Source organism: Clostridioides sp. ES-S-0054-01 (assembly GCA_021561035.1).
Lineage (GTDB): Bacteria > Bacillota > Clostridia > Peptostreptococcales > Peptostreptococcaceae > Clostridioides.
The window spans coordinates 2959227-2982763 of record CP067346.1; the positions used below are offsets into that span (position 1 = coordinate 2959227).

General features: G+C 28.0%; 16 protein-coding genes, 2 pseudogenes and 2 riboswitches. Of the genes and pseudogenes, 3 read left to right on the forward strand and 15 right to left on the reverse strand.

What is annotated here, in order from left to right; genetic code table 11:
* Positions 1–67: 67 nt before the first annotated feature.
* Positions 68–153, reverse strand: a riboswitch (cyclic di-GMP riboswitch).
* A gap of 183 nt (positions 154–336) precedes the next feature.
* From JJC02_13735 to JJC02_13775, 9 genes and pseudogenes are all read right to left on the reverse strand, one after another.
* Positions 337–615, reverse strand: a pseudogene (locus tag JJC02_13735) (hypothetical protein).
* Between the two features lie 268 nt (positions 616–883).
* Positions 884–969, reverse strand: a riboswitch (cyclic di-GMP riboswitch).
* A gap of 125 nt (positions 970–1094) precedes the next feature.
* Entirely contained in the window at positions 1095–2273 is a 1179-nt protein-coding gene (locus JJC02_13740) for a cation transporter (protein UDN53949.1), read from the reverse strand.
* A 394-nt stretch (positions 2274–2667) separates the two neighbouring features.
* The gene (locus JJC02_13745; protein ID UDN53950.1) at positions 2668–5442 is read right to left on the reverse strand and encodes a calcium-translocating P-type ATPase, PMCA-type; all 2775 of its coding nucleotides are present in this window, start codon (positions 5440–5442) and stop codon (positions 2668–2670) included.
* 168 nt (positions 5443–5610) lie between these two features.
* On the reverse strand, positions 5611–6867 hold the full coding sequence (locus JJC02_13750) for a serine hydroxymethyltransferase (protein UDN53951.1): 1257 nt from the start codon (positions 6865–6867) through the stop codon (positions 5611–5613).
* A gap of 184 nt (positions 6868–7051) precedes the next feature.
* Positions 7052–8140 carry a hypothetical protein gene (locus JJC02_13755; protein UDN53952.1) on the reverse strand — a complete coding sequence of 363 codons (1089 nt, stop codon included), beginning with the start codon at positions 8138–8140 and terminating at the stop codon, positions 7052–7054.
* Between the two features lie 283 nt (positions 8141–8423).
* Entirely contained in the window at positions 8424–9122 is a 699-nt protein-coding gene (locus JJC02_13760; GenBank protein ID UDN53953.1) for a response regulator, read from the reverse strand.
* Positions 9123–9233: 111 nt separating this feature from the next.
* Positions 9234–10739 carry a histidine kinase gene (locus tag JJC02_13765; protein UDN53954.1) on the reverse strand — a complete coding sequence of 502 codons (1506 nt, stop codon included), beginning with the start codon at positions 10737–10739 and terminating at the stop codon, positions 9234–9236.
* Positions 10740–10931: 192 nt separating this feature from the next.
* The gene (gene serS, locus JJC02_13770) at positions 10932–12203 is read right to left on the reverse strand and encodes a serine--tRNA ligase (protein ID UDN53955.1); all 1272 of its coding nucleotides are present in this window, start codon (positions 12201–12203) and stop codon (positions 10932–10934) included.
* Between the two features lie 776 nt (positions 12204–12979).
* Positions 12980–14575 (reverse strand): amidohydrolase, encoded by a 1596-nt coding sequence (locus tag JJC02_13775; GenBank protein UDN53956.1) that lies wholly within the window; start codon positions 14573–14575, stop codon positions 12980–12982.
* A gap of 383 nt (positions 14576–14958) precedes the next feature.
* Here JJC02_13775 and JJC02_13780 point away from each other — a divergent pair, with 383 nt between their 5' ends.
* Complete coding sequence (locus JJC02_13780) at positions 14959–15885, forward strand: carbon-nitrogen hydrolase family protein (protein UDN53957.1); 927 nt, start codon at positions 14959–14961, stop codon at positions 15883–15885.
* Positions 15886–16005: 120 nt separating this feature from the next.
* Here the strand turns inward: JJC02_13780 and JJC02_13785 are convergent, their stop codons facing one another.
* Positions 16006–17004 carry a YhdH/YhfP family quinone oxidoreductase gene (locus JJC02_13785; GenBank protein UDN53958.1) on the reverse strand — a complete coding sequence of 333 codons (999 nt, stop codon included), beginning with the start codon at positions 17002–17004 and terminating at the stop codon, positions 16006–16008.
* A 103-nt stretch (positions 17005–17107) separates the two neighbouring features.
* On the opposite strand from JJC02_13785, the gene JJC02_13790 reads away from it, so the two are divergent.
* Together JJC02_13790 and JJC02_13795 are read left to right on the forward strand one after the other, a co-directional pair.
* Positions 17108–17584 (forward strand): MarR family transcriptional regulator, encoded by a 477-nt coding sequence (locus JJC02_13790; protein ID UDN53959.1) that lies wholly within the window; start codon positions 17108–17110, stop codon positions 17582–17584.
* Between the two features lie 46 nt (positions 17585–17630).
* Positions 17631–18218, forward strand: a complete 588-nt coding sequence (locus JJC02_13795; GenBank protein ID UDN53960.1) for a rubrerythrin family protein — start codon at positions 17631–17633, stop codon at positions 18216–18218.
* A gap of 298 nt (positions 18219–18516) precedes the next feature.
* On the opposite strand, the gene JJC02_13800 is transcribed toward JJC02_13795, so the two are convergent.
* From JJC02_13800 to dltC, 5 genes and pseudogenes are all read right to left on the reverse strand, one after another.
* Entirely contained in the window at positions 18517–19137 is a 621-nt protein-coding gene (locus JJC02_13800; GenBank protein UDN53961.1) for a YhbD family protein, read from the reverse strand.
* Positions 19138–19144: 7 nt separating this feature from the next.
* Positions 19145–19790: pseudogene (locus JJC02_13805) on the reverse strand (polymer-forming cytoskeletal protein).
* Between the two features lie 299 nt (positions 19791–20089).
* Positions 20090–22000 carry a 2-aminoethylphosphonate--pyruvate transaminase gene (gene phnW, locus JJC02_13810; protein UDN53962.1) on the reverse strand — a complete coding sequence of 637 codons (1911 nt, stop codon included), beginning with the start codon at positions 21998–22000 and terminating at the stop codon, positions 20090–20092.
* A gap of 290 nt (positions 22001–22290) precedes the next feature.
* Positions 22291–23076, reverse strand: coding sequence for a DeoR/GlpR transcriptional regulator (locus JJC02_13815; protein ID UDN53963.1), 786 nt, complete (start codon positions 23074–23076; stop codon positions 22291–22293).
* Between the two features lie 217 nt (positions 23077–23293).
* A complete protein-coding gene (gene dltC / locus JJC02_13820) occupies positions 23294–23524 on the reverse strand; it encodes a D-alanine--poly(phosphoribitol) ligase subunit DltC (GenBank protein UDN53964.1) in 231 nt (76 codons plus the stop codon).
* Positions 23525–23537: the final 13 nt, after the last annotated feature.

Below are 23537 nucleotides of genomic sequence, written 5' to 3' on the forward strand. Positions count from 1 at the left end.
ATAAATTTCAAAATAAAAAAGATACTCAAGAGTATCTTTGTATATACAAAAAGAAATTCTTACTCTTTTCGGCAACTGGCTGGCATGGTTTATTAAACTTTAGCCCCTATAGCTTTGCGTCACTAGGTTTCCCTAGTTTTGCCTCATTTAATTTTATATCTACATTATAGCTTACATCTCCTTAATTGTCTATGGGGTATTGGAATTTTTTTCTAAGAAGTTATTATTTTTTTACATAAATACACCAAAAAAATATCTTCTAACAATATTTTCACTATTAAATATTATTTTAGAAGATATTTTTTAATATTACTTATATTTTTATAATGTTAGGGTCTAATTTGTATTTTTGTCTCGTCTTAATATAATAATCCCTATAATAGCTCCTAGACCTAATAGTATTCCTCCAATAATTGTAGTATTATGTCCTGTCTTTGGTGGTACTGGCGGATTTACCACAGTATACTCTTTTACGTTATTATTCTTTTCTTCTGATACTAATGGTTTTACTACTTCTGGTATTGGAACAATTGGTTTAACAGGCTTTTCTATTATATCATCTGAGGGTGGTATTGGTGGATTTACCACATCATCTGATGGTGGTACTGGTGGATTTTCATCTCCAGTTGACAAATTAGTTGAACCACTTTGAATTCTACTATTCTCTCCTAACTCCAAAGCATAAGATACAGTTGGATATATTGTAGATACCACCATACTTAGAATCATAATTAAACTGATTAATAATGCCTTTTTATTTTCTTTCTTCATATAGATTCCTCCCCTCTAGACTGTATATAATATATAATCTTCCATTAAGATTATATATAAATTAATTTTTACTAAAAAATTATACAAAAAAAGCCATGAAAATAAATAAATTTATATTCATAGCCGGTTGCACCACTGACTCAGTATATCCATAAGGTGCCCAATAATAGAATATACTTCAACATCTCTATAATATTTCATAAAAAACAATTAAAATTGTTATATTCATATTAAATATAATTATATATTTCTATTATATTATGCATTTATACTCTTGTCTATATTTTTTACATTTTTTACCTTATTAAAATATTAATTAATCATCAAATAAAATCTTTATCTACAATAATAACACAATTATATTCAGGGTTTATCTCCTTAACTAATTTTGTTATATCTTCTTTTAAATCGTCTTCTGACATACCTTTGGAAAATTCAGAAGGATTGACTACTATATCAAATACTAAATTCTTCTTACTTCCCTTTCCAACTATTCTAAAATCATGCATAGATTTTACAAGGCTATTTTTCTTAAGTATTTCTTCAAGCTCTTTTTTTGCTGACATAACTTCTTCATCTTCAAGACATATTGGGTCCATGTGGATTACTAAATATATATCTAATTTCTCAGATATTTCTCTCTCTGCAGTATCTATGATTTCATGGATTTCCATTATATCTATGTTAGATGGAATTTCTGCGTGTATAGATGCGATACATCTGCCAACTCCATAGTTATGAATGATTAAATCATGTGTACCTATTATATGTTTATAAGATGACAACAATTCTATAATAGATTTTACCATTTCTTCATCTGGTGCTTCTCCTAGAAGAGGATTTATAGTATCTTTTACAAGAGAAAAACCAGCATAAAGTATTACTAACGATACTGCAATACCCACATATCCATCTATAGGAAAACTAGTAAATCTAACTACAATAAATGATATAACTACACAGCTTGATGTAAATACATCTCCTAGAGCATCAAGTGAAACTGCTTTTAATGCTGAAGAATTAATCTTATTTCCCATAAATTTATTAAAACGGCTCAACCAGATTTTAATCATTATAGATGCAATCAAAAGTATAAGTGGTATTACTTCAAATTTTACAGGAACTGGATTTACTATTCTTTCTATAGATGACTTTACAAATTGAAGTCCAACCAGCATCACCATAAATGCTACTATTAACGCTGATAAATACTCTATTCTTCCATGTCCAAAAGGATGCTCTTTATCAGCTGGCTTACTTGCTAATTTAAAGCCTATCATAGTTATTGCTGAAGATGCCATATCAGAAAGATTATTAAATGCATCAGCCATTATAGCTATACTTGATGTTAGCATGCCTGTGAATATTTTTATCACAAATAAAAGTAAATTAGATAATATACCTACTACACCAGCCACATAACCATACTTATTTCTAACATCTGTATTTTGAACGTTTTCGCTATCTCTGATAAATGTTTTGACTAGGATTTTTGAAAACATAAAACTTACCTCCTTGTCTTTTATTTTATTAACAAAATTTAGAATCTATATCTTTATCTATGATAACATAATTTATATATAAAATTCTTAAAAATTACTCTACTTCAATAAAATATTATTCCATATGTCCATCTAGATACAAATTATTATATTCCATAAAATTTTTATAGATTAATATATGTTTAATATATTCTATGTTGATTTTTACAAAGATTTTTTATTATGGTAGTATCATTTTTCCCAAGTATCACTTAGAATATGATTTTTTTGTATCATATATTTTAATTTAAAATGATAAAATTTTGCTATTCCAAAACCCTTGTTGATATAAATTTTTTCTAATGAAAAAACCGCAAAGTCACAATATATATGCTACTTTGCGGTTTCATAAAAATTAATTTTTACTACTAAAATTCATAGTTCCACTATTTTTCATTGTTCTAAGGATTAGCTTTACAAACTCATTTGAAAACAGAATAGTAGATGCAAATAATATTATTTTTATCCACATATCAAAGTCTAAAGAAACAGAATTAAAGAAACTCTGGAATACTTGTGTAAATATTATTTGAATTACACCCGTAACGACTATTATTTGTAATGCCAGCTTATTTTTAAAGAAATTTGGTATTGTACTATTCAAACCAAACTCTCTACAATTTAATGCATTAAAAAGGGCACTGAATGCAAATAAAGAAAATATAACAGTACCTTGTTCTTCTGGTGTAGCTCCCAATATATTAAAAGCTGATTGAGTAAATACAATTGTAATTATAAGAATAGCATTTATAATAATATTTACAAACATAGACCTAGCTATTATACCAGAATGTCTATTTATTGGTTTTCTTTTTAATACATAATCTCTAACAGGTTCTAATCCTAAGGCTAGAGCTGGAGGACCATCCATTATTATGTTTACCCATAATAATTGTATTGTGGTAAATGGCATATCCTTACCAGTAAGTTGAGATATTATAGCAATTATAAATGCCACTATATTTACAGTAAGCTGAAACTGTATAAATCTTTGAAAATTCTCATATATACCTCTTCCCCATTTTATTCCATCTACTATTGTACTGAAACTATCATCAGTCAATATTATATCTGCTGCATTTTTAGATACTTCTGTACCTGAAATACCCATTGCAATTCCAACATCTGCTTGACTAAGAGCTGGAGCATCATTTATACCATCCCCTGTTACAGCTACAACTTCGCCACTTTTTTGAAGTGCAGAAACTATTCTCATTTTTGTATCTGGTTTACTTCTTGCAACAATAGATATTCCTTTGATTTCTTCTCTCAATTCTTTATCTGTCAATACATCTATATAAGTTGCTTCAACTGCCTTTTTCCCATCATTCAATAATCCTAATTCATTACCAATAGCTGTTGCTGTATTGATATTATCTCCTGTAAGCATTTTTACATCTACTCCTGCATTAAATGCTTTATCAATCGACTCTTTGACCCCTTCTCTCAGTGGGTCTACTATTCCCACAAATCCACTAAAAACTAGATTATCTTCCTTCATGTAACCTCTTGGATTTCCTATTAAATTCAATTCACCTTCTGAAGTTATTGCAACTTCTATTTTAGACTTACTCATCTTTTTATAAGCAAATCCTAATGTTCTCATAGATTTAATTTGTAATTTCTTAATCTCATCTAAAATACTTTTTTCTATTTTTGGAGTTATTGGAACAATATTTTTTCCTTGTTGTACATAAGAACATTTTTTTAATAATACTTCTGGTGCACCTTTTGAAAGTAATATCTCTGAATCCTCTTGACGAATTAATGTCGACATTTTCTTTTCTTCTGAGCTAAAGGGTATTTGTGATATCAAATAAGTCTGTTTTCTCATTTCATTATAGTTCTTATCATTGTGATATAAAAGTAATGCACACTCTGTTGCACTTCCTATATATTTAAATGAGTTTTCTTCTTTTTCTATGTCTGCAGTTGAATTTACTATACAGTTTTGTTCAAAATAGCTATTACTTTGATACTCTCCTCCACCTATATACTTACCATCAACGTATGCTACTTCCACCATCATTTTATTTTGTGTTAAAGTACCTGTCTTATCAGAACATATTACAGAAACAGAGCCTATAGTTTCACAGGCTTCTTTCTTTGTTACTAGAGCATTTATCTTTGCCATCTTTTGCATAGTTATAGCTAGTGTAATATTTATCATAGTTGGCAAACCTTCTGGAACAGTTGCAACTATTAAGGCAATACAAACCATATATGCGTTTTTAGCAGGTTCTAATGATTGTAAGAAAGATAATATACTGCTTGTATCTAAGACTAGCATACCTTTTCTCTGCATTTGTATAATCATAAACATACACAATAAAGTAGCTATTACCCCTGATATGCCTGCTATTTTAGCCCCTAACTTCCCTAATTTAATTTGAAGCGGAGTTTGTTGGTCTTCATTTGATAAATTCTGTGCTATCTTACCCATCTCTGTCTTATCACCAATATGAGTGACAACCATTATCCCTCTACCATATGCTACAAGAGTTCCTCCAAATACCATGTTGACTTGCTTTGCAGGTATTGTATCCTGTTCAATTATTTCTGTCTTAGAATAAACTACTTCCATATCCAATATAGCATCAGCATTCTTAGCTACATCATCTGACTCTCCTGTTAGCATATCTTCTCTAAGTTTCAAATTTATAGATTGTATAAGTCTTCCATCTGCTGGTATCATATCTCCCGTTTCTATATATACAATATCTCCGGGTACTAAATCATTTTTTGATATTTTAATTATCTTTCCATTTCTAAGTACTTTTACTTCTATATTTTCAGTTAATTTTGATAGGGCATGAGCTGCTTTTTTAGATTTTCCTTCAGTTATTATACCTATTGAAATCCCAATGAAAATAGCCCCTAAAATACCTAATGCATCATGTAATTCCCCTACAAAAGAACTTATCACTGCTGCTCCTATAAGAATTAATATCATAGGCTCTGTCAAGCTTTCTCCCAACTCGTCCCAAAATGTTCGCCCTTCTTTTATAGTAAATTCATTTAATCCATATCTAAGCTTCCTTTCTTCTACCTCATTATCATCAAGTCCAATTTCTGGATTTGTTTTTAAGTATTTTAATACTTCTTTGGTAGGTTTATTATAATACCTCATAACTTTATCCCCCTTGTTAATTATCTATAAAGAATTATATGCTTATGATAGCTTGTATATTACTTTTCAAAAAAAATAAGGCGTTGATTAATCAACACCTTATAGCGGTTATATATTATTAGGTTTTATGTTATAGGCTTTATAGATTGTGGGCTAAAATCAATACACTTAATCTTCAAAATACCCTTCTGGATATAATGGAAACTTAGATATAAGCTCTTGAGCTTCTGCTTTACACTCATCTAATACTTCTTTATTGTCAATATTTTCTGCTACCTTATTCATTATTCCTGCTATCTGTACAACTTCTTTTTCTTTAAGACCTCTTTGAGATATGGATGTAAGACCTATACGAACGCCACTAGTTACAAATGGTGATTGTGGGTCATCAGGTATAACATTTTTATTAACTGTTATCCCTACATATTCAAGAGCTTTTTCAAACTGTTTACCTGTAAGATTTTTACTTCTTAAGTCAACCATAACTATATGGTTATCAGTTCCTCCACTTACAATACTAAAACCATGTGAAATAAGTTCAGATGCTAGAGTCTGAGCATTTACTACAACTTGCTCCATTATTTTTTTAAATTTATCTGTACTTAAATACAATAGTGAAAAGGCTTTTGCTGCAACTGTATTAAGATGTATAGAACCTAATGTTCCTGGGAAAACACCTTTATCAAGTTTCTTTGCATGTTCTGCTTTACAAAGTATAATACCACTTCTTGGTCCACAGAAAGTCTTCGTTGTGGATGAAGAAACAAAATCTGCATAAGGTACAGGGCTAGGAATTACTTTTGCTGCTACCAAACCTGCTACATGTGCCATATCTACCATAAAGTAAGCTCCTACTTCTTTTGCAACCTTTGATATTCTTTCATAATCTATTAATCTTGGATATGAACTTGCTCCTGCAATTATAAGTTTTGGTTTACATTCTTTTGCTTTTGCTTCAAGAGCATCATAATCTATACGCCCAGTGTTTGGGTCTACTCCATAAAATTCATATCTATAAATGTCATGTAAAAAATTAACTGTACTACCATGTGTTAAATGTCCACCTTGGTCAAGACGCATACTTAAGACGGTATCATTTGGTTTTAATATTGATGAATATACACAATAGTTAGCTGTAGAACCTGAATATGGCTGTACATTTACATGTTCTGCTCCAAATACTTCTTTTGCACGTTTGATTGCTAGAGTTTCAAGTTTATCTGCTTCTTCAGAACCTGCTTGAAAACGAGCCCCTGGATAACCTTCTTCCGTTTTATTTGTAAATACACATCCACTTAATTCAAGTACTTCTGTTGGTGCTGTACTTTCAGAAGCTATCATTTCAATATTATGCTCTTGTCTAACCAACTCATCAGCTACAATCTTATATAACTCTGGGTCTGAAATTTTTGTTGTTTTTAACATAATAACACCTCTTTTAAATTTAATTATTTTTATAAATTTAATGCAACTTTGTTTATATTTATATATTACTATATCGTTTTAATTAAATATATTATCATATTTTACAATTTATTTAACTATTTTGACTTTTTAAATCTATATTATATGAAAACTTCCCTTAACTATAAACTATTGATAAGTAACCCTATTCCTGACTTTGTGTTGATTTTTCTCTACATGTAATAGCTTTATATACCATACAGACTAAAATTAAAAGTCCCATATAACCCGTATACGGATACAAAATATTTACTAGTTTACCAAATGGTAAGAATCCACCTATACAAGCCAAAATAGCTATTACTGTTGTTATTAATTTAAATTTAGGATGCTCATCTTCAACAATTCTATTAGTTACAGACCATAAAAGTGGAACAGCTGTTGTATATATACCTAATATAAGTGCAACTGAGAAAAGTACACCTACAATAGAAGCTATATTATCTGCTAAATAAAGTGATGGTATTTCTTTCATATATAAGTTTCCTATATCTGAAATCATAGCCAAATACATAACGATTCCAGCAGTCATAAATACTACTCCACCTAACAAACCTCCCCAGAAAGCATCCTTTTTACTCTCAATAGAAGCTCCCATTCCTGTTAAAAAAACAATCATTACAATAATATTTAACGTATTATAAATTACACCTGAAACTATTGGACTTCCTGATGCTTTTGTAACTTCAATATTCTTCATAGCTTCTCCAACCATAGATAAACCATCAAAATGTTTAAACAAGCTTATTAATCCAACAGCAATTGTAAATACTGCTATCACTGGTCCAATACGACCAAGTATACTTACTAATTTTTCTAGACCCATAGACACCGTGATTAACGTAGCAACAGCCATCAAAACTCTTCCCAAATAAGGATTTATACCATAGTATTCAGTTAAAGTTGAACCTGCACCAGAAATCATTACTATAAGAATTCCAAACAAAAATATTGGACTAAACCATTCGTAAAATTTTCCTAAAATCTTTCCACAATAAAAAGTATAAATTCTCGTTGGTTCTTTAAGTTTTAATTCTCTACCTCTAGTTATAACTTCAGCACCAAGAAATGAAAATAACACCATTGATATTAATGCTCCAACTAGCCCCATATACCCTTGGGAGGCGAAAAATTGGAGTATTTCTTGACCTGTAGCAAATCCAGAACCAATTGCTGTTGCTAAATAAGCCCCTGCAATACAGATAATATTTTTCACATTCACTTTGTCTGACATATTAAACTACCTCCATTATAAAGTTACCTTCTTCAACAAATATAAATTCTCAGCAAATTAAATGAAAATTCTGTCTTTTTTGAACAGTATTTTATTTGCTTTTTTTATTTTGTATATCTTTTTATTTTTATTTATATATATTTTTTTATATAAATAGGTACATCTTTTATAAGGTTTAATATCATTAAATATGTTTAAAGCGCTTTAATTTTTACTATAATTAAAGTATACTTATTCAGACACACTCAAACAATTATCTATATTGACTTTTTATTTATCAATCTCAATTTTTAGTATTTAATTTATAGGCTTTTGGAGTCATTCCTTTTTCTATCTTAAAATTCTTGTAGAAGTTGTTTAGACTATTATATCCAACTATTTCTGCAATCTCATTTATACTTTTTGTAGTATTTTCAAGTAATTCAATAGATTTTTCTATCCTTACATGATTTAGATATGATATAAAAGTTGTATTCAAATTACTTTTAAAAATTCTAGATATATTAGATGGATTAGTTAAAAATAATTTAGCACAATCATTTAACTTTAAGTCCTTACCATAATTTAAATTTATATACTCTAGTATCTCATTTAATAAATTATTATTAGTATATTGATAACCGATAATATTTTCTACAGACCTAGTAAACTCGTTCATATCCAATGGTTTAAGGAGTATATCTTTCACATTTAGCCTTAAAGCTTTTTGTGCATATTCAAAATAGTCAAAAGCAGTTATTACTACAAAGTTTATTTTTTTAGACAGATGAGATGTTTTTTCTATTACTTCTAACCCATTATATATTGGCATTTGAATATCTATAAAAACTATGTCTGGTTCTAAACTAATTATCTTCTCTACTGCTTCATCACCAGATGTTGCTTTACCAACAATTTTTATTGGCATATCTTTCATTTCTATAAAGTGTGTTATTATTTTTAAAACAGCTTCTTCATCATCTATTATTAGTGCTTTTCTCATGAGAATTCCTCCCTTTTAGCTTAATAATATAAAAAATAAGATATATAAAACAACATAAAACATCTAATATATTTCTTAACATTTATAAAACTTATTAAGTTTACACAAGTTCTATACATATTCCTTATAATTTTCAATAGGAATTTTAATCATTATGTAAGTTCCTTCTTTATCACTTGACTTTATATCCATATCAAAATCATTTCCATAAGCAGATGTAAATTTTGTATATATCAAAGATAGCCCATGACCATTATTACTACGAATACCTTCCTTTATTTTGTCTATATTATTTTCCTCTAAAATAGTTCCATTATTATGAATTTCTATAATAGCATACTTAGAATCTACTCTTGCAATTATATCAACTCGCTTTTCTGTATCAATATCTCTAAATCCATGTGTAAAAGCATTTTCTACAATAGGTTGAATAAAGTTAAAAGGTACAGAAAGACTATAGAGTTTCTCAGGAATAAGATACTTTACTTTAAGTGCATCTCCATAACGCAATTTCTGTAAGTTTAAATAATTTTTAATATACAATATTTCTGATTCTAATTCTACAAATCGTAAATCAGACCTCATTGTGTATCTAAACATTTTTGATAAATCTATTATTGCACTATATAAATCATAACTACCATCATCAAGTGCTATACTTGCCATTGAATTTAGAGTATTAAATAAAAAATGATGATTTATTCTTAAGTTGGTAACCATATCTTGAGCTACCCTTAAGTTCATTTCAAGTTGCTCTCCATAATGATATGTTCTTGCAATAGCATTCTCTTTTTCTTGTAAATCCTTTCTTATATCATTGAATGAACAAAAATTTATTATATTTTTAGATATTTGTTTTAAAAGACGTTTTATACTTCTAGCAGCACCTTCTGGTATATCATATAAATTACTATGCGTTGTATCTAAATTTAAATCAGATAATAATACATATCCTCCTCTTATAACTCCTATACTATTGTTTTTGTATAATATTGGGATATTATATATTGTTATCCCATACTTACATACAAATTGATTGCTACTTTTTTGATTCATACAATCACAATTTTGAGGAAATTTCATAGGATTACATTCTTCAAAACAAAATAGAGGAAAATAAGGATTTTTTAAAACTATATTCCATGAATCATCATATATAATTAATGGAATTTTAAATGGGTCTATAAATTGACCACGAATTGATTCTATTGCTGCATATAAATTTAAAGTGCTTTCACTATAATTTATTAAAGTCTTCTTCAAATAATTATTAGGATTAATTTCTATAACTTCACTTTCTCCTATATCACTTACATTATTTGAAACAATAAGCTCTTTTATAGGTCTATCACCCGTATTTATAGTTTCATGTGTACTGCCAGATTCTATATAAAAAATCATACCTTGGTAAAAAGGCTTCCAGACTCCGTTAATAATATACAGACCCTCACCTTCTAAAATATATATCATTTGCTCTTGACCATAATGAACATGATTAAAATGTTTTTTACCTTGCATAGTTACTGCAATATATATATTCATAGCTTGTTTTGGATTGTTTTCGTCATAAGTGTGTTTCCATTCAATATATCCCCACTCTGTCTTTTGAACTTTCATAAAAAATTCCTTTCTACTTGCAAATTATTTATGTTTATTTTTTTGTAAATTTAGTAAATAAAAAAGTGTACATACTCTTTCATATGATAGCTTACTATATCAATATTCATTAGTTTGTACACTTTTTTATATTCATTATTATTTTTTAATTGCTTCTAGTTTATCGTGTTATTAAAATACATAATTTAACTCTTATTTAATAACAGAAACTCCCATATATGGTCTCAAAACCTCTGGAACAACTACAGAACCATCTTCCTGTTGATAATTTTCCAATATAGCTGCAACACTTCTTCCAATAGCTAATCCAGAGCCATTTAATGTATGTGCATATTCAGCTTTAGAATCTTTATCTCTTTTAAATCTTATTCCTGCTCTTCTAGCTTGGAAATCTTCACAGTTTGAACAAGATGAAATCTCAACATATCTATTGTAACTTGGCATCCAAACTTCCACGTCGTATTTAAAAGAAGCTGTAAATCCTAAATCACCTGTGCATATCTTTACTACTCGATATGGTAATTTCAATAATTGTAGCATAGTCTCAGCATTGTTAGTAAGTTTCTCTAATTCATTGTAAGATTCTTCTGGTGCTACTATTTTAACCATTTCTACTTTGTTGAATTGATGTTGTCTTACTAAACCTCTTGTATCTCTTCCAGCAGAACCAGCTTCTGACCTAAAACATGGAGTATAAGCTGTATAATTTATTGGTAATTGTTCAAATTTAAGTATTTCATTAGCATGTATGTTAGTCAAAGGAACTTCTGATGTTGGAATTAGAAAATAGTCCAGCCCTTCTATTTTAAACATATCTTCTTCAAATTTAGGTAGTTGACCTGTACCTAAAAAACTATTTCTATTTGCCATAAATGGTGGAATAACTTCTGTATATCCATTTACTGTTGTATTTGTATCTAAGTAAAAATTTAATAATGCTCTTTCTAACCTAGCTCCTAATCCTCTATAAAGAGTAAATCTTGAACCAGTTATTTTACTAGCTGTTTCAAAGTCAAGTATACCTAACTCAGTTCCTATTTCCCAATGAGCCTTAGATTCAAAATCAAAAGTAGTAGTCTTTCCCCAAGTTCTTACCTCAACATTGTCCTCGTCAGTTTCACCTCGTGGCACTTCTGGATGTGGTACGTTTGGTATTCTCATTAATAAGTATTCCATCTTGTCTTCTACTTCTTTAAGGTTTTGGTCTATTACTTTAATTTTATCAGATAACTCTTTTAGTTTAACTTTTTCACTTTCTACATCTTTACCTTCTTTTATAAGATTTGGTATATTTTTAGATGCTGTATTTAATTCATTTTTCATAACTTCAACTTCTTGAAGAATCTTTCGTCTTTCATCATCTAACTTAACTACTTCATCAAGGTTAAAGGCTTTTTCGCCCCTTCTTTCCATTGCTTTTTTTATACAATCTAAATTTTCCCTTATTCTTTTTATATCAAGCATTTTTTCCTCCTCAGTACCTAAGATTGGATTTTATCTCTTAATCTCAAATAACTTCGATAATATACTTTATGCTTGAGGTTAAGAAACCCTTTTATTTTATCCGAACCTATTATTTTTATTTTATTTATATTTTACTCACTTTTTTAGTCATTGTCAAATTATATTTAATTAAATCAATATAATTTAATTTTAAGAGAATATTTCTAGATTCAACTTCATTATAATTATATCGATTTTGCCAATCAATTATCTATTTTGACTTTTTCTTTATCAATCTTGTATAGTTATTAACTTTCATATAAGTTTATTTATATTATAATATATCTCTTATTTATATAGAACAATTTTAATGAATAATTCAAGTATAGGTATGAAATTGAATTTTTTAGAACTGATTGTAAGAAATACTCAAAGAAGAATAGTAGTTCCCCAAGATTCACAATATATTTTATATGAAATGTTATAATGTAATCCATTAATGAATTTAAATTTGGTATTATAAATTTAGCTCCAAAATCTTACTGTAAAGTAATATACATAGTTGTTTCATAAACTAATAACTGCTTAATTATTTTATATAGTACATAGATAACTTTAATAAATTGATATTTCTTTAAAAAAGTAGAATCAATAAAATTATACTGGTAAATCTTCAATATAATAATTAAAATTTAATAAAAAGGATAATTGTTGATTTAACTATAATTTTATTTAATTCTACCTAATTTTTTACCTAAACCTATTTTTATACAAATGATAAAATATCTAATTTACATCTACTTTAAAGAATACAATACTTCTCCTTCTCTTATAGTCTGCAACACTTTAATATCTTTTATTTTCATAGGGTCGATTGTAAGCGGATTTTCATCTAATATTATCAAATTAGCTAATTTACCTTCTTTAATTGAGCCTTTTTTATCTTCTTCAAAATATTGATATGCTGCATTTATAGTAACACCCTTTAAAGCATCTAGTGGGCTTATCTTTTCATTTTCTCCTATTTGTATACCTTTTTTTGTAATTCTATTAACAGCACACCATACTGTTTCCAGCATATTAGGAGCTATTACTGGTGTATCTTGATGAAGAGTGTAAATTAAACCTTTTTCTATAGTCGTTTTAAGTGGGCTAATCTTAAATGCTCTATCTTCTCCAAGGTTTTTTATATGAATGTCACCCCAATAGTATGTGTGAGCTACAAAGTATGAAGGTATCATATTTATATTCTTCATACTATCAACTTGGTCTGCTCTTACCGTTTGAGCATGTATCATAACTGGTCTTGCATCATTTTTACTATTTTCTTCTTTTAAATTCTTTTCAAATGAATCTATTAATTGGTCTGCTGCTGCATCTCCATTACAATGAGTTAAAAGCTGCATTTTTTCTTTTAGTGAAGTTTTTATAAATTTTTCTACTTCTTCATCTTTATATATAGGATATCCACAGTAATCATCTGAATTTTCATACGGTCTAGTTAACCATGCTGTCTTACCTTGTGGAGAACCATCTAAGAATATCTTATATCCACCTATTTTAAATCTATTTTTATATTTCTTTATAAAATCTCTATTGTCATCTGCTACAGACTTACTTTTTTTCAAATCCACATACCCTACAGTATCAATTTTTAATTTCTTTTGATTTGCCATTGTCTTTAGAAGGTTAAATTGATTCTCTGCCATTAGACCCTCTTGAGCTGTTGTAATACCATAACTTAGATATATGTCCTGCGCCTTTTCAATTGAGTTAAAAATGTCATCTGGTGATGGTTGTTTTATTTTAGACGATACATTAAAAAATGCATTCTCCTCTAAATATCCATTTGGTTCTTCACTGCCTTCTATTCTACCTATATGCCCACCTTCTGGGTCCTGTGTTTCATGAGTAACACCAAGTTGCTTTAATCCTAAGGTGTTTGCAACTCCCATATGACCAGAAGCATGTGAAATTAGTATTGGATTCTCTGAAGATGCACTGTCTAGCACGTATTTATCTGGATGTCTATGTTCTTCTAAGAAATTATTATCATATGAAAATCCAATTATCCACTCACCCTTGTTTATATTGTTTGTCTCTTTGAAATCCTTTATTTTTTTTATTATGTCTTTAAAACTAGTTGCATCTTCTAATGGAATTAACTTTAGTGTAGTAGCAAAAGCTATTAAGTGGCTATGTGAATCTATAAAAGATGGCATCAATGTCTTACCTTGTAAATCTATAACTTCTGCGTCTTTATCTTTTAGGGCAAATACTTCTTCCTTTGTTCCTATCTTTTTTATTATTTTGTCTTTGATAAGAATAGCATCTCCACATATTGAATCTTCCATTGTGATGATATTTCCATTATAATAAATTTTTTCTGTCATAAAATTCTCCTTAAGTTATCTAGTCTAATAAATTTTCTTCATTATTTTCTACTTAATTATATTATCTTATATTAACTTTGTTTCTTTAGACTTTAATCATATAAAAGTTTTATTTTCAATTATTGTTTGCTAAGAAATAAATACTATTCATTCTAAATAAGACAATTTAATGTTCTTTATACTAAGTAAAAAAATATTATAAGTTATTAAGTTTAAATATCTGAACTCAATTATATTTGTGCAATTGTAATTTTTTAAATCATGATGTATTATTTTAAATATACAGTTAAATTATTATTCACAATATAAATATCTTATTTCTCAAATAACATCTTATGTAGTCTATTCAATTCAATAAATTAAATATTTTTTAGGAGGTTTTTATGAGCAAGGAAAATAAAAATGTAAGAATTGCTGTTGTTCAGGCATCGCCAGTCATAATGGATTTAGAAAAAACTGTTGAAAAAGCATTGGAATTAATTAAAGAAGCTGGGAGAAAAGGAGCAAATATTGTAGTTTTCCCAGAAGCATTCATACCTGCATATCCAAGAGGTCTTTCATTTGGATTTGTTGTTGGAAGTAGAACAATGGAAGGTAGAGAAGATTGGAAAAGATACTATGATAATTCTGTGCCAGTTCCTAGTGCTACAACAGATTTGTTAGGAAAAGCGGCTCAAGAAGCAGGCGTATATCTATCAATGGGCATAACAGAAAGAGATGGTGATGATATAAATTGTACTCTTTATTGCACAAACTTGTTTTTCTCTCCAGAAGGTAAGCTTATTGGTAAACATAGAAAACTTAAACCTACAGGAACAGAAAGATGTATTTGGGGAGAAGGAGATGGAAGTACTCTTACAGTAGTCGATACTCCATATGGAAAAATGGGTTCATTGATTTGTTGGGAAAACTATATGCCATTAGCTAGAACAGCTCTTTATGCTAAAGGAGTAAAACTTTATATAGCTCCTACTGCAGACTCAAGAGAAGAATGGCAAGCAACCATGAAACATATTGCTTTAGAAGGAAGATGTTTCGTTATAGGATGTAATCAATATGTTGAAAAAAATATGTATCCAACTGACCTTAATTATTATAAGGAGCTAGATGTAGAACCAGAGATTATGTGTCCAGGAGGAAGTTGCATAGTTGACCCTTTTGGAAAATATGTAGCAGGTCCTATTTTTAATAAAGAAGAGATGCTAATAGCTGATTTAGACCTAGAAAAAATAGTACTTAGTAGACTAGACTTTGATTCAGAAGGTCACTATTCAAGACCAGATGTATTTGAATTAATTGTTCATGAATAATCTTTTTACACAAACTTTTGTACAAAAAATTTTTACATAAAAAAATGAGATACTCCTAAATAAATTTAAAGTATCTCATTTTTACTTAAAACCTAAAGTTCTAATCGTAAACTTAATCACTTATATTTTTTCTAAATCAACTACTGTTCTTCCCACGTGTTTTCCTGCCATTATTGAATCTATACTATCATTTAACTCTTCTAATGATACTACATTTACCATATCGTCCAAATCGTCCAATTTCCATTGATTTGATAATAAGTCCCATATTTTTAATCTTAAGTTCATTGGGCATTCTACAGAATCTATACCATATAAAGTAATTCCCTTTAAGATAAATGGATATACTGAACTTGTAAACTCAATTCCTCCTGCATTACCACAAGTTGTCACTGCTCCACAATAATCAGTTGTCTTTATTGCTGTTGACAAAGTATTTCCTCCTACTGTATCTATTACTCCAGCCCATCTTGGTCTAAGTAGAGGTCTACCTGAATTATCATCCAATTCTGACCTATGTATAACATCTTTAACACCTAAATTTAGCAATACTTCTTTTTGTTCTTCTAGTTTTCCTGTTGAAACTACAACTGAATAACCTAATTTAATCAATATTTTAGTTGCAATTACAGCAACCCCTCCAGTACCACCAGTAACTAATACATCTCCCATATCATTACCTACAGAATTTATAAATTTGTATACAGATAAAGCTGCTGTAAATCCTGCTGTACCATAATCCATTGCTTCTTTTAGTGAAAGATTTTTTGGAAGTCTGACTATCCAACTAGAAGGAACTCTTATATACTCTGAAAAACCACCAGAAGTATTCATTCCCAAATCATAACCTGTCACTAAAACTTCTTCTCCAATTTTAAAATCATCACAACTACTATATTCTACTATACCAGATGCATCAATTCCTGGTGTATGAGGATATTTTCTAGTAACACCCTTATTTCCATTTGCAGAAAGTGCATCTTTGTAATTTAGAGAAGAATATTTTACTTTTATTAAAACTTCGCCTTCTGGCAATGTGTCTATTTCTCTTTCAACTATATTTTTTCTAAAACTTCCTTCTTCTTCTGTAATATATAATGATTTAAATTTTTTATTCATAAATTTCCTCCCAATACATTTAGTTTTATGTTAAACTAATTATAGTTTATAAATAGTTTTATGTCAAACTAATTTAAATAGATTAAAGATTGGAGAATAATTTATGGAAGATAAATATATTATACATTTTATAAGTAAAACAAAGGCTAATATGATTAAATTCATTGAAAATAAACTTAGTAAAAATGGTTTAGATGAATTGATACCTACTCATGGAAATATTTTAACTGCACTTTATGAAAATAATGGAATACTTACAATGAAAGAAATTGCAACTAAAATAGGAAAGGATAAATCTACTGTTACAGTGTTGGTTAATAAACTTATAAATCTAGGATATATAGAAAGACAAAAATGTACTAATGACAAACGTGTCACGTATATAAAGCTTACAGAAAAGGCATTACTTATAGAAGATACATTTAATAGTATCTCAACACAAGTTAAAGAAACAGCATACCATAATATTACAGAAAATGAAAAACAAGAATTTCTTAGAATTTTAAAAAAAATTAATGATAATTTTAAAAATGCTGACCAAATTGAGCATAATTATATCTCCTATTGGAATAATAAATAAAAAGAATCAAATATTGTAAAAATTTATTGTGATAGAGAGGTAGAATATGAATTTAAAAGATAGTAAAACTAAAGAAAATTTATTAAGAGCTTTTGCAGGTGAGAGTCAAGCTAGAAATAGATACAATATTTCTGCATCTGTAGCAAAAAAAGAAGGATTATATATAATAGAATCTTTATTTAATTATACTGCTGACCAAGAAAAATCACATGCAAAACAATTCTTTTCTAAACTAAAAGAATTTGCTGGTGAAAATATAAATATATCAGGAGCATATCCTGTAGATTTATATGATAAAACAGCACAACATCTTAAAGCTGCACAACATAATGAGCTTCAAGAATGGGATGATGTATATAAAAACTTTGGAAAAACAGCACGTGAAGAAGGATTTGAATCTATAGCTAAATTATTTGAAAATATAGCTGAAATAGAAAAGGTTCACGGTGATAGATTTGGTAGATATGCTACTGATTTAGAAGAAGGTACTTTATTTAGAAGAAATGAAGATATACAATGGATATGTACACATTGTGGACACATCCATGTAGGTAAAGAAGCTCCAAAAGCTTGTCCTGTATGTCTTCATCCACAAGGATATTTCTTAGATTTTAAAAACTCATTATTTGAATAAATTAAGGTAATCATTATATTTAAACAATTTACTATATTTATATTAAATATTTTTATAAATACCGTATTATCTTAATAGCAATAAAATGAACCATAGAGATTACTATAAATATAAAATGTAATTTGAATACAATTTATAGTAATTCATCATGGTTCGTTTTATTATTCATTAATCCCTATAGCTTATCTAAATATATCTTTAATTTTTATATACTTGTAAAAATCTAATTTTTAAACCCAGTATTTAAATAAAATGTATTTTAAGTAAGTTATTATAATACATTATATAAGATAGTCTACTATGATAACCTTATACTTATATCATTTATTTCTTTCATTAAGTCAATCTCAACAATCTTAACCATATCTTTTTCAAATTTTACTTTTTTATAATCCAGACATCCTACTACAAATGGAACTCCAAACTTTCTAAACAAATAAATTTTACCATTTTCATTATATATTGCTGTAAAGTTTTCTTCTATTATGTTCACTATCAGTTTTAATTCTTCAAAAGTTATTGTGGATTTAACTAAGAATTTCTCTATTACATTCAATATAAGTAGTTCTTTTTTACCTATACTCAGCTCTTTTTTATATAAGTTTTGAAATATTTCCTTTGTATAATTACATATAACTTCTTTACTGAGAATAAAATCAATATCAAACTCTTTATTAGTATCTTTTTTCATAAACATATTTGCAATATCATCAAGAGAAGTCTCTTCTTTCATAGATAATATTAGTTCTATTCTCTCTAGTATTTTATCTCTTGGAAAGAAAGTTTCTTGACCTGTAAAAGCTGATTTTTTTATAAACCATTCTTCTGGTATAATATTTTTTCTTTTCCATCTATATAATTGCCCATAAGATATATTAGTTTTACTCAGTAAATCTTTCTTAGATATTAATTCTTCCATAACTTCTCTAGCCCACCTTTATACTGTTTTCTACAGTAGAATTATCTGAAATTGATAAATTATCACTGTATTCAATATCTCCAACATCACAATTATCTACTAAAGATATATTTTTTCCACGTATATCTTTTATTGATGCATCTTCTAATTCAATAGTATCTCCCTCTATCAAATCACATTTAAATTTTCTAGAAAAAATATTAATAATTTTAATTAATTGAAAAGCATTTTTATTTCTTCCTATTTGTATATTAGTTGCACCTATCTCCTTACAGTAAGAACCTCCTCCTGAATAAACATATATATTTTCTCCATTTAAAAGACCATCACATTTTATAGCTCCATATACCTTTATATCTTCACATTCTATATTTGCTTTATTTCTCATTTCACCATATATTTTTATATCTCGTGCATACATATTTTCATTTATACTTAATTGTCCTTTTATTGTAACATTATTACATTTCAGTTTACCATCAACTTTCTGTTGAGCAGTTATAACCAAGTCATCTATTTCTGCATCTCCATCTATACTAAGTTGCCCATTCACTCTTACACGTTCAGCTTTAATATTATCTCTTTATAACAGCTTTTCCATTTACAACAAAGTTTTTTATATTAAAGTTTAGTGAATTTAATCCTTCATTCATAATGATATCCTTTCATTAACGCATTTTATCCTTGAGCTTAATATAACAAAACATTGTTACGTTGTCAAGTGTAATAATTATATGCAATAAAACAACCCTTATTTAATTCCTATTTTAATTTCTATAAATAATCATAAAAAAATAATAGAGAAAATATTATATCCAAACTATAAATCCAAATTTCTTAGATTTGTGGTTTAAGTAAAATACATCCCTATTATTCAATATTTATATATTTATTATATAAACGCCTAAATACGAGCCTCAAAACTCTATAATAACTTATAATCCATTATCATCTACATATTGATGAATTTTTCGATTACATCAGCCAATCTCTCCATATCTGTTGGATAAACTTCTCCTATGCTACCTATTCTAAACGTATCTATATCAGTCAATTTACCTGGATAAATAACAAATCCATTTTCTTTTAGATAAGTATAAAATTCCATAAATTCAAAATTTGCATTTTTAGGGTATAAAAAAGTTGTTATTACAGGTGATTGAGCACTATCATTTACCAAAGTGTCAAAACCTAAAGATTTTAATCTTGAAGCTATTGTAAACTGATTTTCTTTATATCTAGCATATCTTTTTTCAACAGAACCTTCCTCTTCTAGTTCTAATAAAGCTTGATAAAAAGCTCTTACAACATGTGTAGGTGAAGTAAATCTCCATTTGCCATTGTTCTTCTCCATAGTCTCCCATTGTGCATATACATCAAGGGACAATGACTTAGCTATACCTTTACATTTAGATAATTCTTCTTTATTGGCTATTATAAAACCAAATCCAGGTACTCCTTGTATACACTTATTAGAACTACTAACTAGAAAATCTATATTAAAGTCTTCAACATCAATCTCAATTCCCCCAAAACTACTCATAGCATCAACTATATAAATCTTATTATATTCTTTTGCAAGTTTCCCTACCTCTTGTATAGGATTTAATCTACCTGTAGTAGTTTCACAGTGAACCATTGATATATGTGTTATATCTTTATTTTCTTTTAATAAATTTTCTACTACATTTAAATCAACTGCTTCTATATCTTTAAATGTACAATCAACAAATTCTATATTAAGATAATTGCATATATCTTTCATTCTCTTTCCATATGCTCCATTTGCAATTACAAGAAGTTTACCATCCTCTGGAATAGTACTTCCTATTGTAGCTTCCACTGAGAAAGTCCCACTTCCTTGCATCAATACACTCGTGTATTTATCTGTATTTTTTGTTCCTAAAGACATTAATCTTCTTCTAACATCTTGTACTAAGTCATTGTATTCAACATCCCAAGTACACCAGTCCTTTAACATAGATGCTCTTACTGATTTAGTAGTAGATAGTGGTCCTGGTGTAAGTAATATGTAATCATTTTCTGGTACAAAGTCTGATTTAATAATTTCATTTTCTATTTTTATTAAAACCTCTTCTAATTCAGCCATAGTTTCTATTACAAAATGTGCCCCTGCTTCTTTAAATCTCTTTGAAACTGTATCCATCTTAACTTTTAGCTCTTCTTTATCCATGTTATCTACTTCTTCTTGTGTAAGACCTAATTCACTTGAGCCCTTTATTACAGCAACACTCCACATTCCTGCATTTACACCTTCTTTTACATCACTTATTGTATCTCCTACTTTTACCATAGAACTCATAGGTGATACCCCCAAAGCTTCAGCATTTTTATAACACATCCAAGGGTATGGTCTTCCTTGAGATACTTCTGATGGTGTTACAAGAAAGTCTGGTGAGTATCCTTTCTTTGCTGCATTTGGTTCAACTATATTCATCATCTCTCTTGTATAACCTGTTGTAGAACCTATTTTTAATCCATTTTTTCTTAATTTTTCAATAGTTTCAACAACATGAGGAATTGGAGTTGTATACTCTTCTAATGTCTCAAATAGCATTGGCTCAAATTCAGCATAAAGTTCATTTACATCTTCCTCAGTTGGCACTTTACCAAACTTATCTAACCAAAGATTTTTTATTCTATCCATTTCACACATTTCTCTTATATGGTCTATCTTTAATTTTCCCATAGGTTTTCTTGCTTCTTCCATTGTTACATCTATACCTCTTCTTTTAAATATCTCTATAAATACATTAAGAGGTGCAAAACATCCATAATCTACTGTTGTGCCAGCCCAATCAAATACTACTGCTTTTATTTTTTCTCCATATATCTTTTTCATATTTATAGCCTCCATAGATTCTTTTTAGAATTTTTGTGTTTTTAATTGTTTTTACTTTTAAAGTATAACTTTCATATGTTAATTATACATCATATTTAGGTTAAATATATATTAAATTTCTGTTTTTAGTTGTTTTTATTTGTTTCTAGTTGTTTTTTATTATATATCAAATTTCCATAAAACTCTAAATTACAATCTAAAATTTACTTTCTAATCTTAATCTATTAACTGACTATATTTTTTGAACTTGGTTTTATTAAGCCTAGTTGCATTACATGAAATTATGTTGTTTATTTTGCTTCTATCCATGTTATATTTATCTCATTTAACTTATCTTTCCATTCATTTGGAGGCTCTACATCACAAATAACAAAATCTAATTCTTCCAAATCTACTATCTTATACATACTAGCAATTCCTATTTTAGAACTATCACACAATACAAAACTTTCCTTTGAATTTTTTATATATTCTTTTGATAACAATGCCTTATTTTGGTCTATACTACTAATTCCAAAGCTATCAAGTATACCTTCACTAGATATAAAAGCTTTATCTACATATAAATTTTTCATAATATCTATTGACATTGGACATGCTGTTCTTTGATGCTTTAAATTTACTTTTCCTCCAATAAATATAACTTCTCCATCAAATAAGCCTTGATTTTCATAAGAAATCAATTTTGATAGAACTGGATAAGAATTTGTAACAATCTTTAAATTATTTATAGACACTATATAATCTACAATCTGCAAATTGGTAGTACCTTCATCTATGATGATTGACTCATTGTCATTCACAAACTTAGCTGCATATTTAGCAATATTTTGCTTTTTATCTAAGTTAGTATTATTTCTCTTTATATGTTCTGGTTCAATCACTCCATAGTTTATTTTTATAGCACCACCATATACCTTTTTTAATTTATTTTCATTTTCTAATTCTTCCAAATATCTTCTTATTGTTTCTGATGATACTTCTAATCTTTTTACTAGCTCTTTAGTGTTTACCTTACCTTTTGAATCTAATAATTTAAGTATTTCTTTTTTTCTATCTATGGAATTTAAAGACATCAATTTTCCTCCTAAATATAATATATTTTGCTCCTATAATATTACAATAATACCTAAGATTTACGAAATCATATTTATATGTTAAATTTTTTTACTTAATCGAAGTTCACTTCAAAATACTATGTATTATCATAAAAAAAGTCCATCAAATATTAGTATAAGATGGACTTTGTAAAATTTTATTTTATAAATAAATATTTAAAACCTAATTACTAATTTATTTCCTTGTCTCTAAGAATTTTACTAAATTATTTACAGTAGACATATCTTTTCTCTCTAAATCAGTTGGTTGAAGTTCTATTCCTAGTCTATTTTCAATTTCAAGTAAAACTTCAATTATAGCTAATGAGTCTAAAAGCTCCGTCTCAAATAAATTAAGGTCTAAATCTTCTCTTATCTCATCAGTCCCTAATACGTCTTCAAATATTTCTATAACTGTTTCTTGCATAAAATTGCCTCCT

Excerpts from the sequence above, each read along its gene's own strand:
- JJC02_13740 (UDN53949.1), bottom strand. The coding sequence starts at position 2,273 with ATGTTTTCAAAAATCCTAGTCAAAACATTTATCAGAGATAGCGAAAAC.
- JJC02_13785 (UDN53958.1), bottom strand. The coding sequence starts at position 17,004 with ATGAATAAAAAATTTAAATCATTATATATTACAGAAGAAGAAGGAAGT.
- dltC (UDN53964.1), bottom strand. The coding sequence starts at position 23,524 with ATGCAAGAAACAGTTATAGAAATATTTGAAGACGTATTAGGGACTGAT.
- JJC02_13790 (UDN53959.1), top strand. The coding sequence starts at position 17,108 with ATGGAAGATAAATATATTATACATTTTATAAGTAAAACAAAGGCTAAT.
- serS (UDN53955.1), bottom strand. The coding sequence starts at position 12,203 with ATGCTTGATATAAAAAGAATAAGGGAAAATTTAGATTGTATAAAAAAA.
- JJC02_13800 (UDN53961.1), bottom strand. The coding sequence starts at position 19,137 with ATGGAAGAATTAATATCTAAGAAAGATTTACTGAGTAAAACTAATATA.
- JJC02_13780 (UDN53957.1), top strand. The coding sequence starts at position 14,959 with ATGAGCAAGGAAAATAAAAATGTAAGAATTGCTGTTGTTCAGGCATCG.
- JJC02_13760 (UDN53953.1), bottom strand. The coding sequence starts at position 9,122 with ATGAGAAAAGCACTAATAATAGATGATGAAGAAGCTGTTTTAAAAATA.
- JJC02_13750 (UDN53951.1), bottom strand. The coding sequence starts at position 6,867 with ATGTTAAAAACAACAAAAATTTCAGACCCAGAGTTATATAAGATTGTA.
- phnW (UDN53962.1), bottom strand. The coding sequence starts at position 22,000 with ATGAAAAAGATATATGGAGAAAAAATAAAAGCAGTAGTATTTGATTGG.
- JJC02_13745 (UDN53950.1), bottom strand. The coding sequence starts at position 5,442 with ATGAGGTATTATAATAAACCTACCAAAGAAGTATTAAAATACTTAAAA.
- JJC02_13755 (UDN53952.1), bottom strand. The coding sequence starts at position 8,140 with ATGTCAGACAAAGTGAATGTGAAAAATATTATCTGTATTGCAGGGGCT.
- JJC02_13765 (UDN53954.1), bottom strand. The coding sequence starts at position 10,739 with ATGAAAGTTCAAAAGACAGAGTGGGGATATATTGAATGGAAACACACT.
- JJC02_13815 (UDN53963.1), bottom strand. The coding sequence starts at position 23,076 with ATGTCTTTAAATTCCATAGATAGAAAAAAAGAAATACTTAAATTATTA.
- JJC02_13795 (UDN53960.1), top strand. The coding sequence starts at position 17,631 with ATGAATTTAAAAGATAGTAAAACTAAAGAAAATTTATTAAGAGCTTTT.
- JJC02_13775 (UDN53956.1), bottom strand. The coding sequence starts at position 14,575 with ATGACAGAAAAAATTTATTATAATGGAAATATCATCACAATGGAAGAT.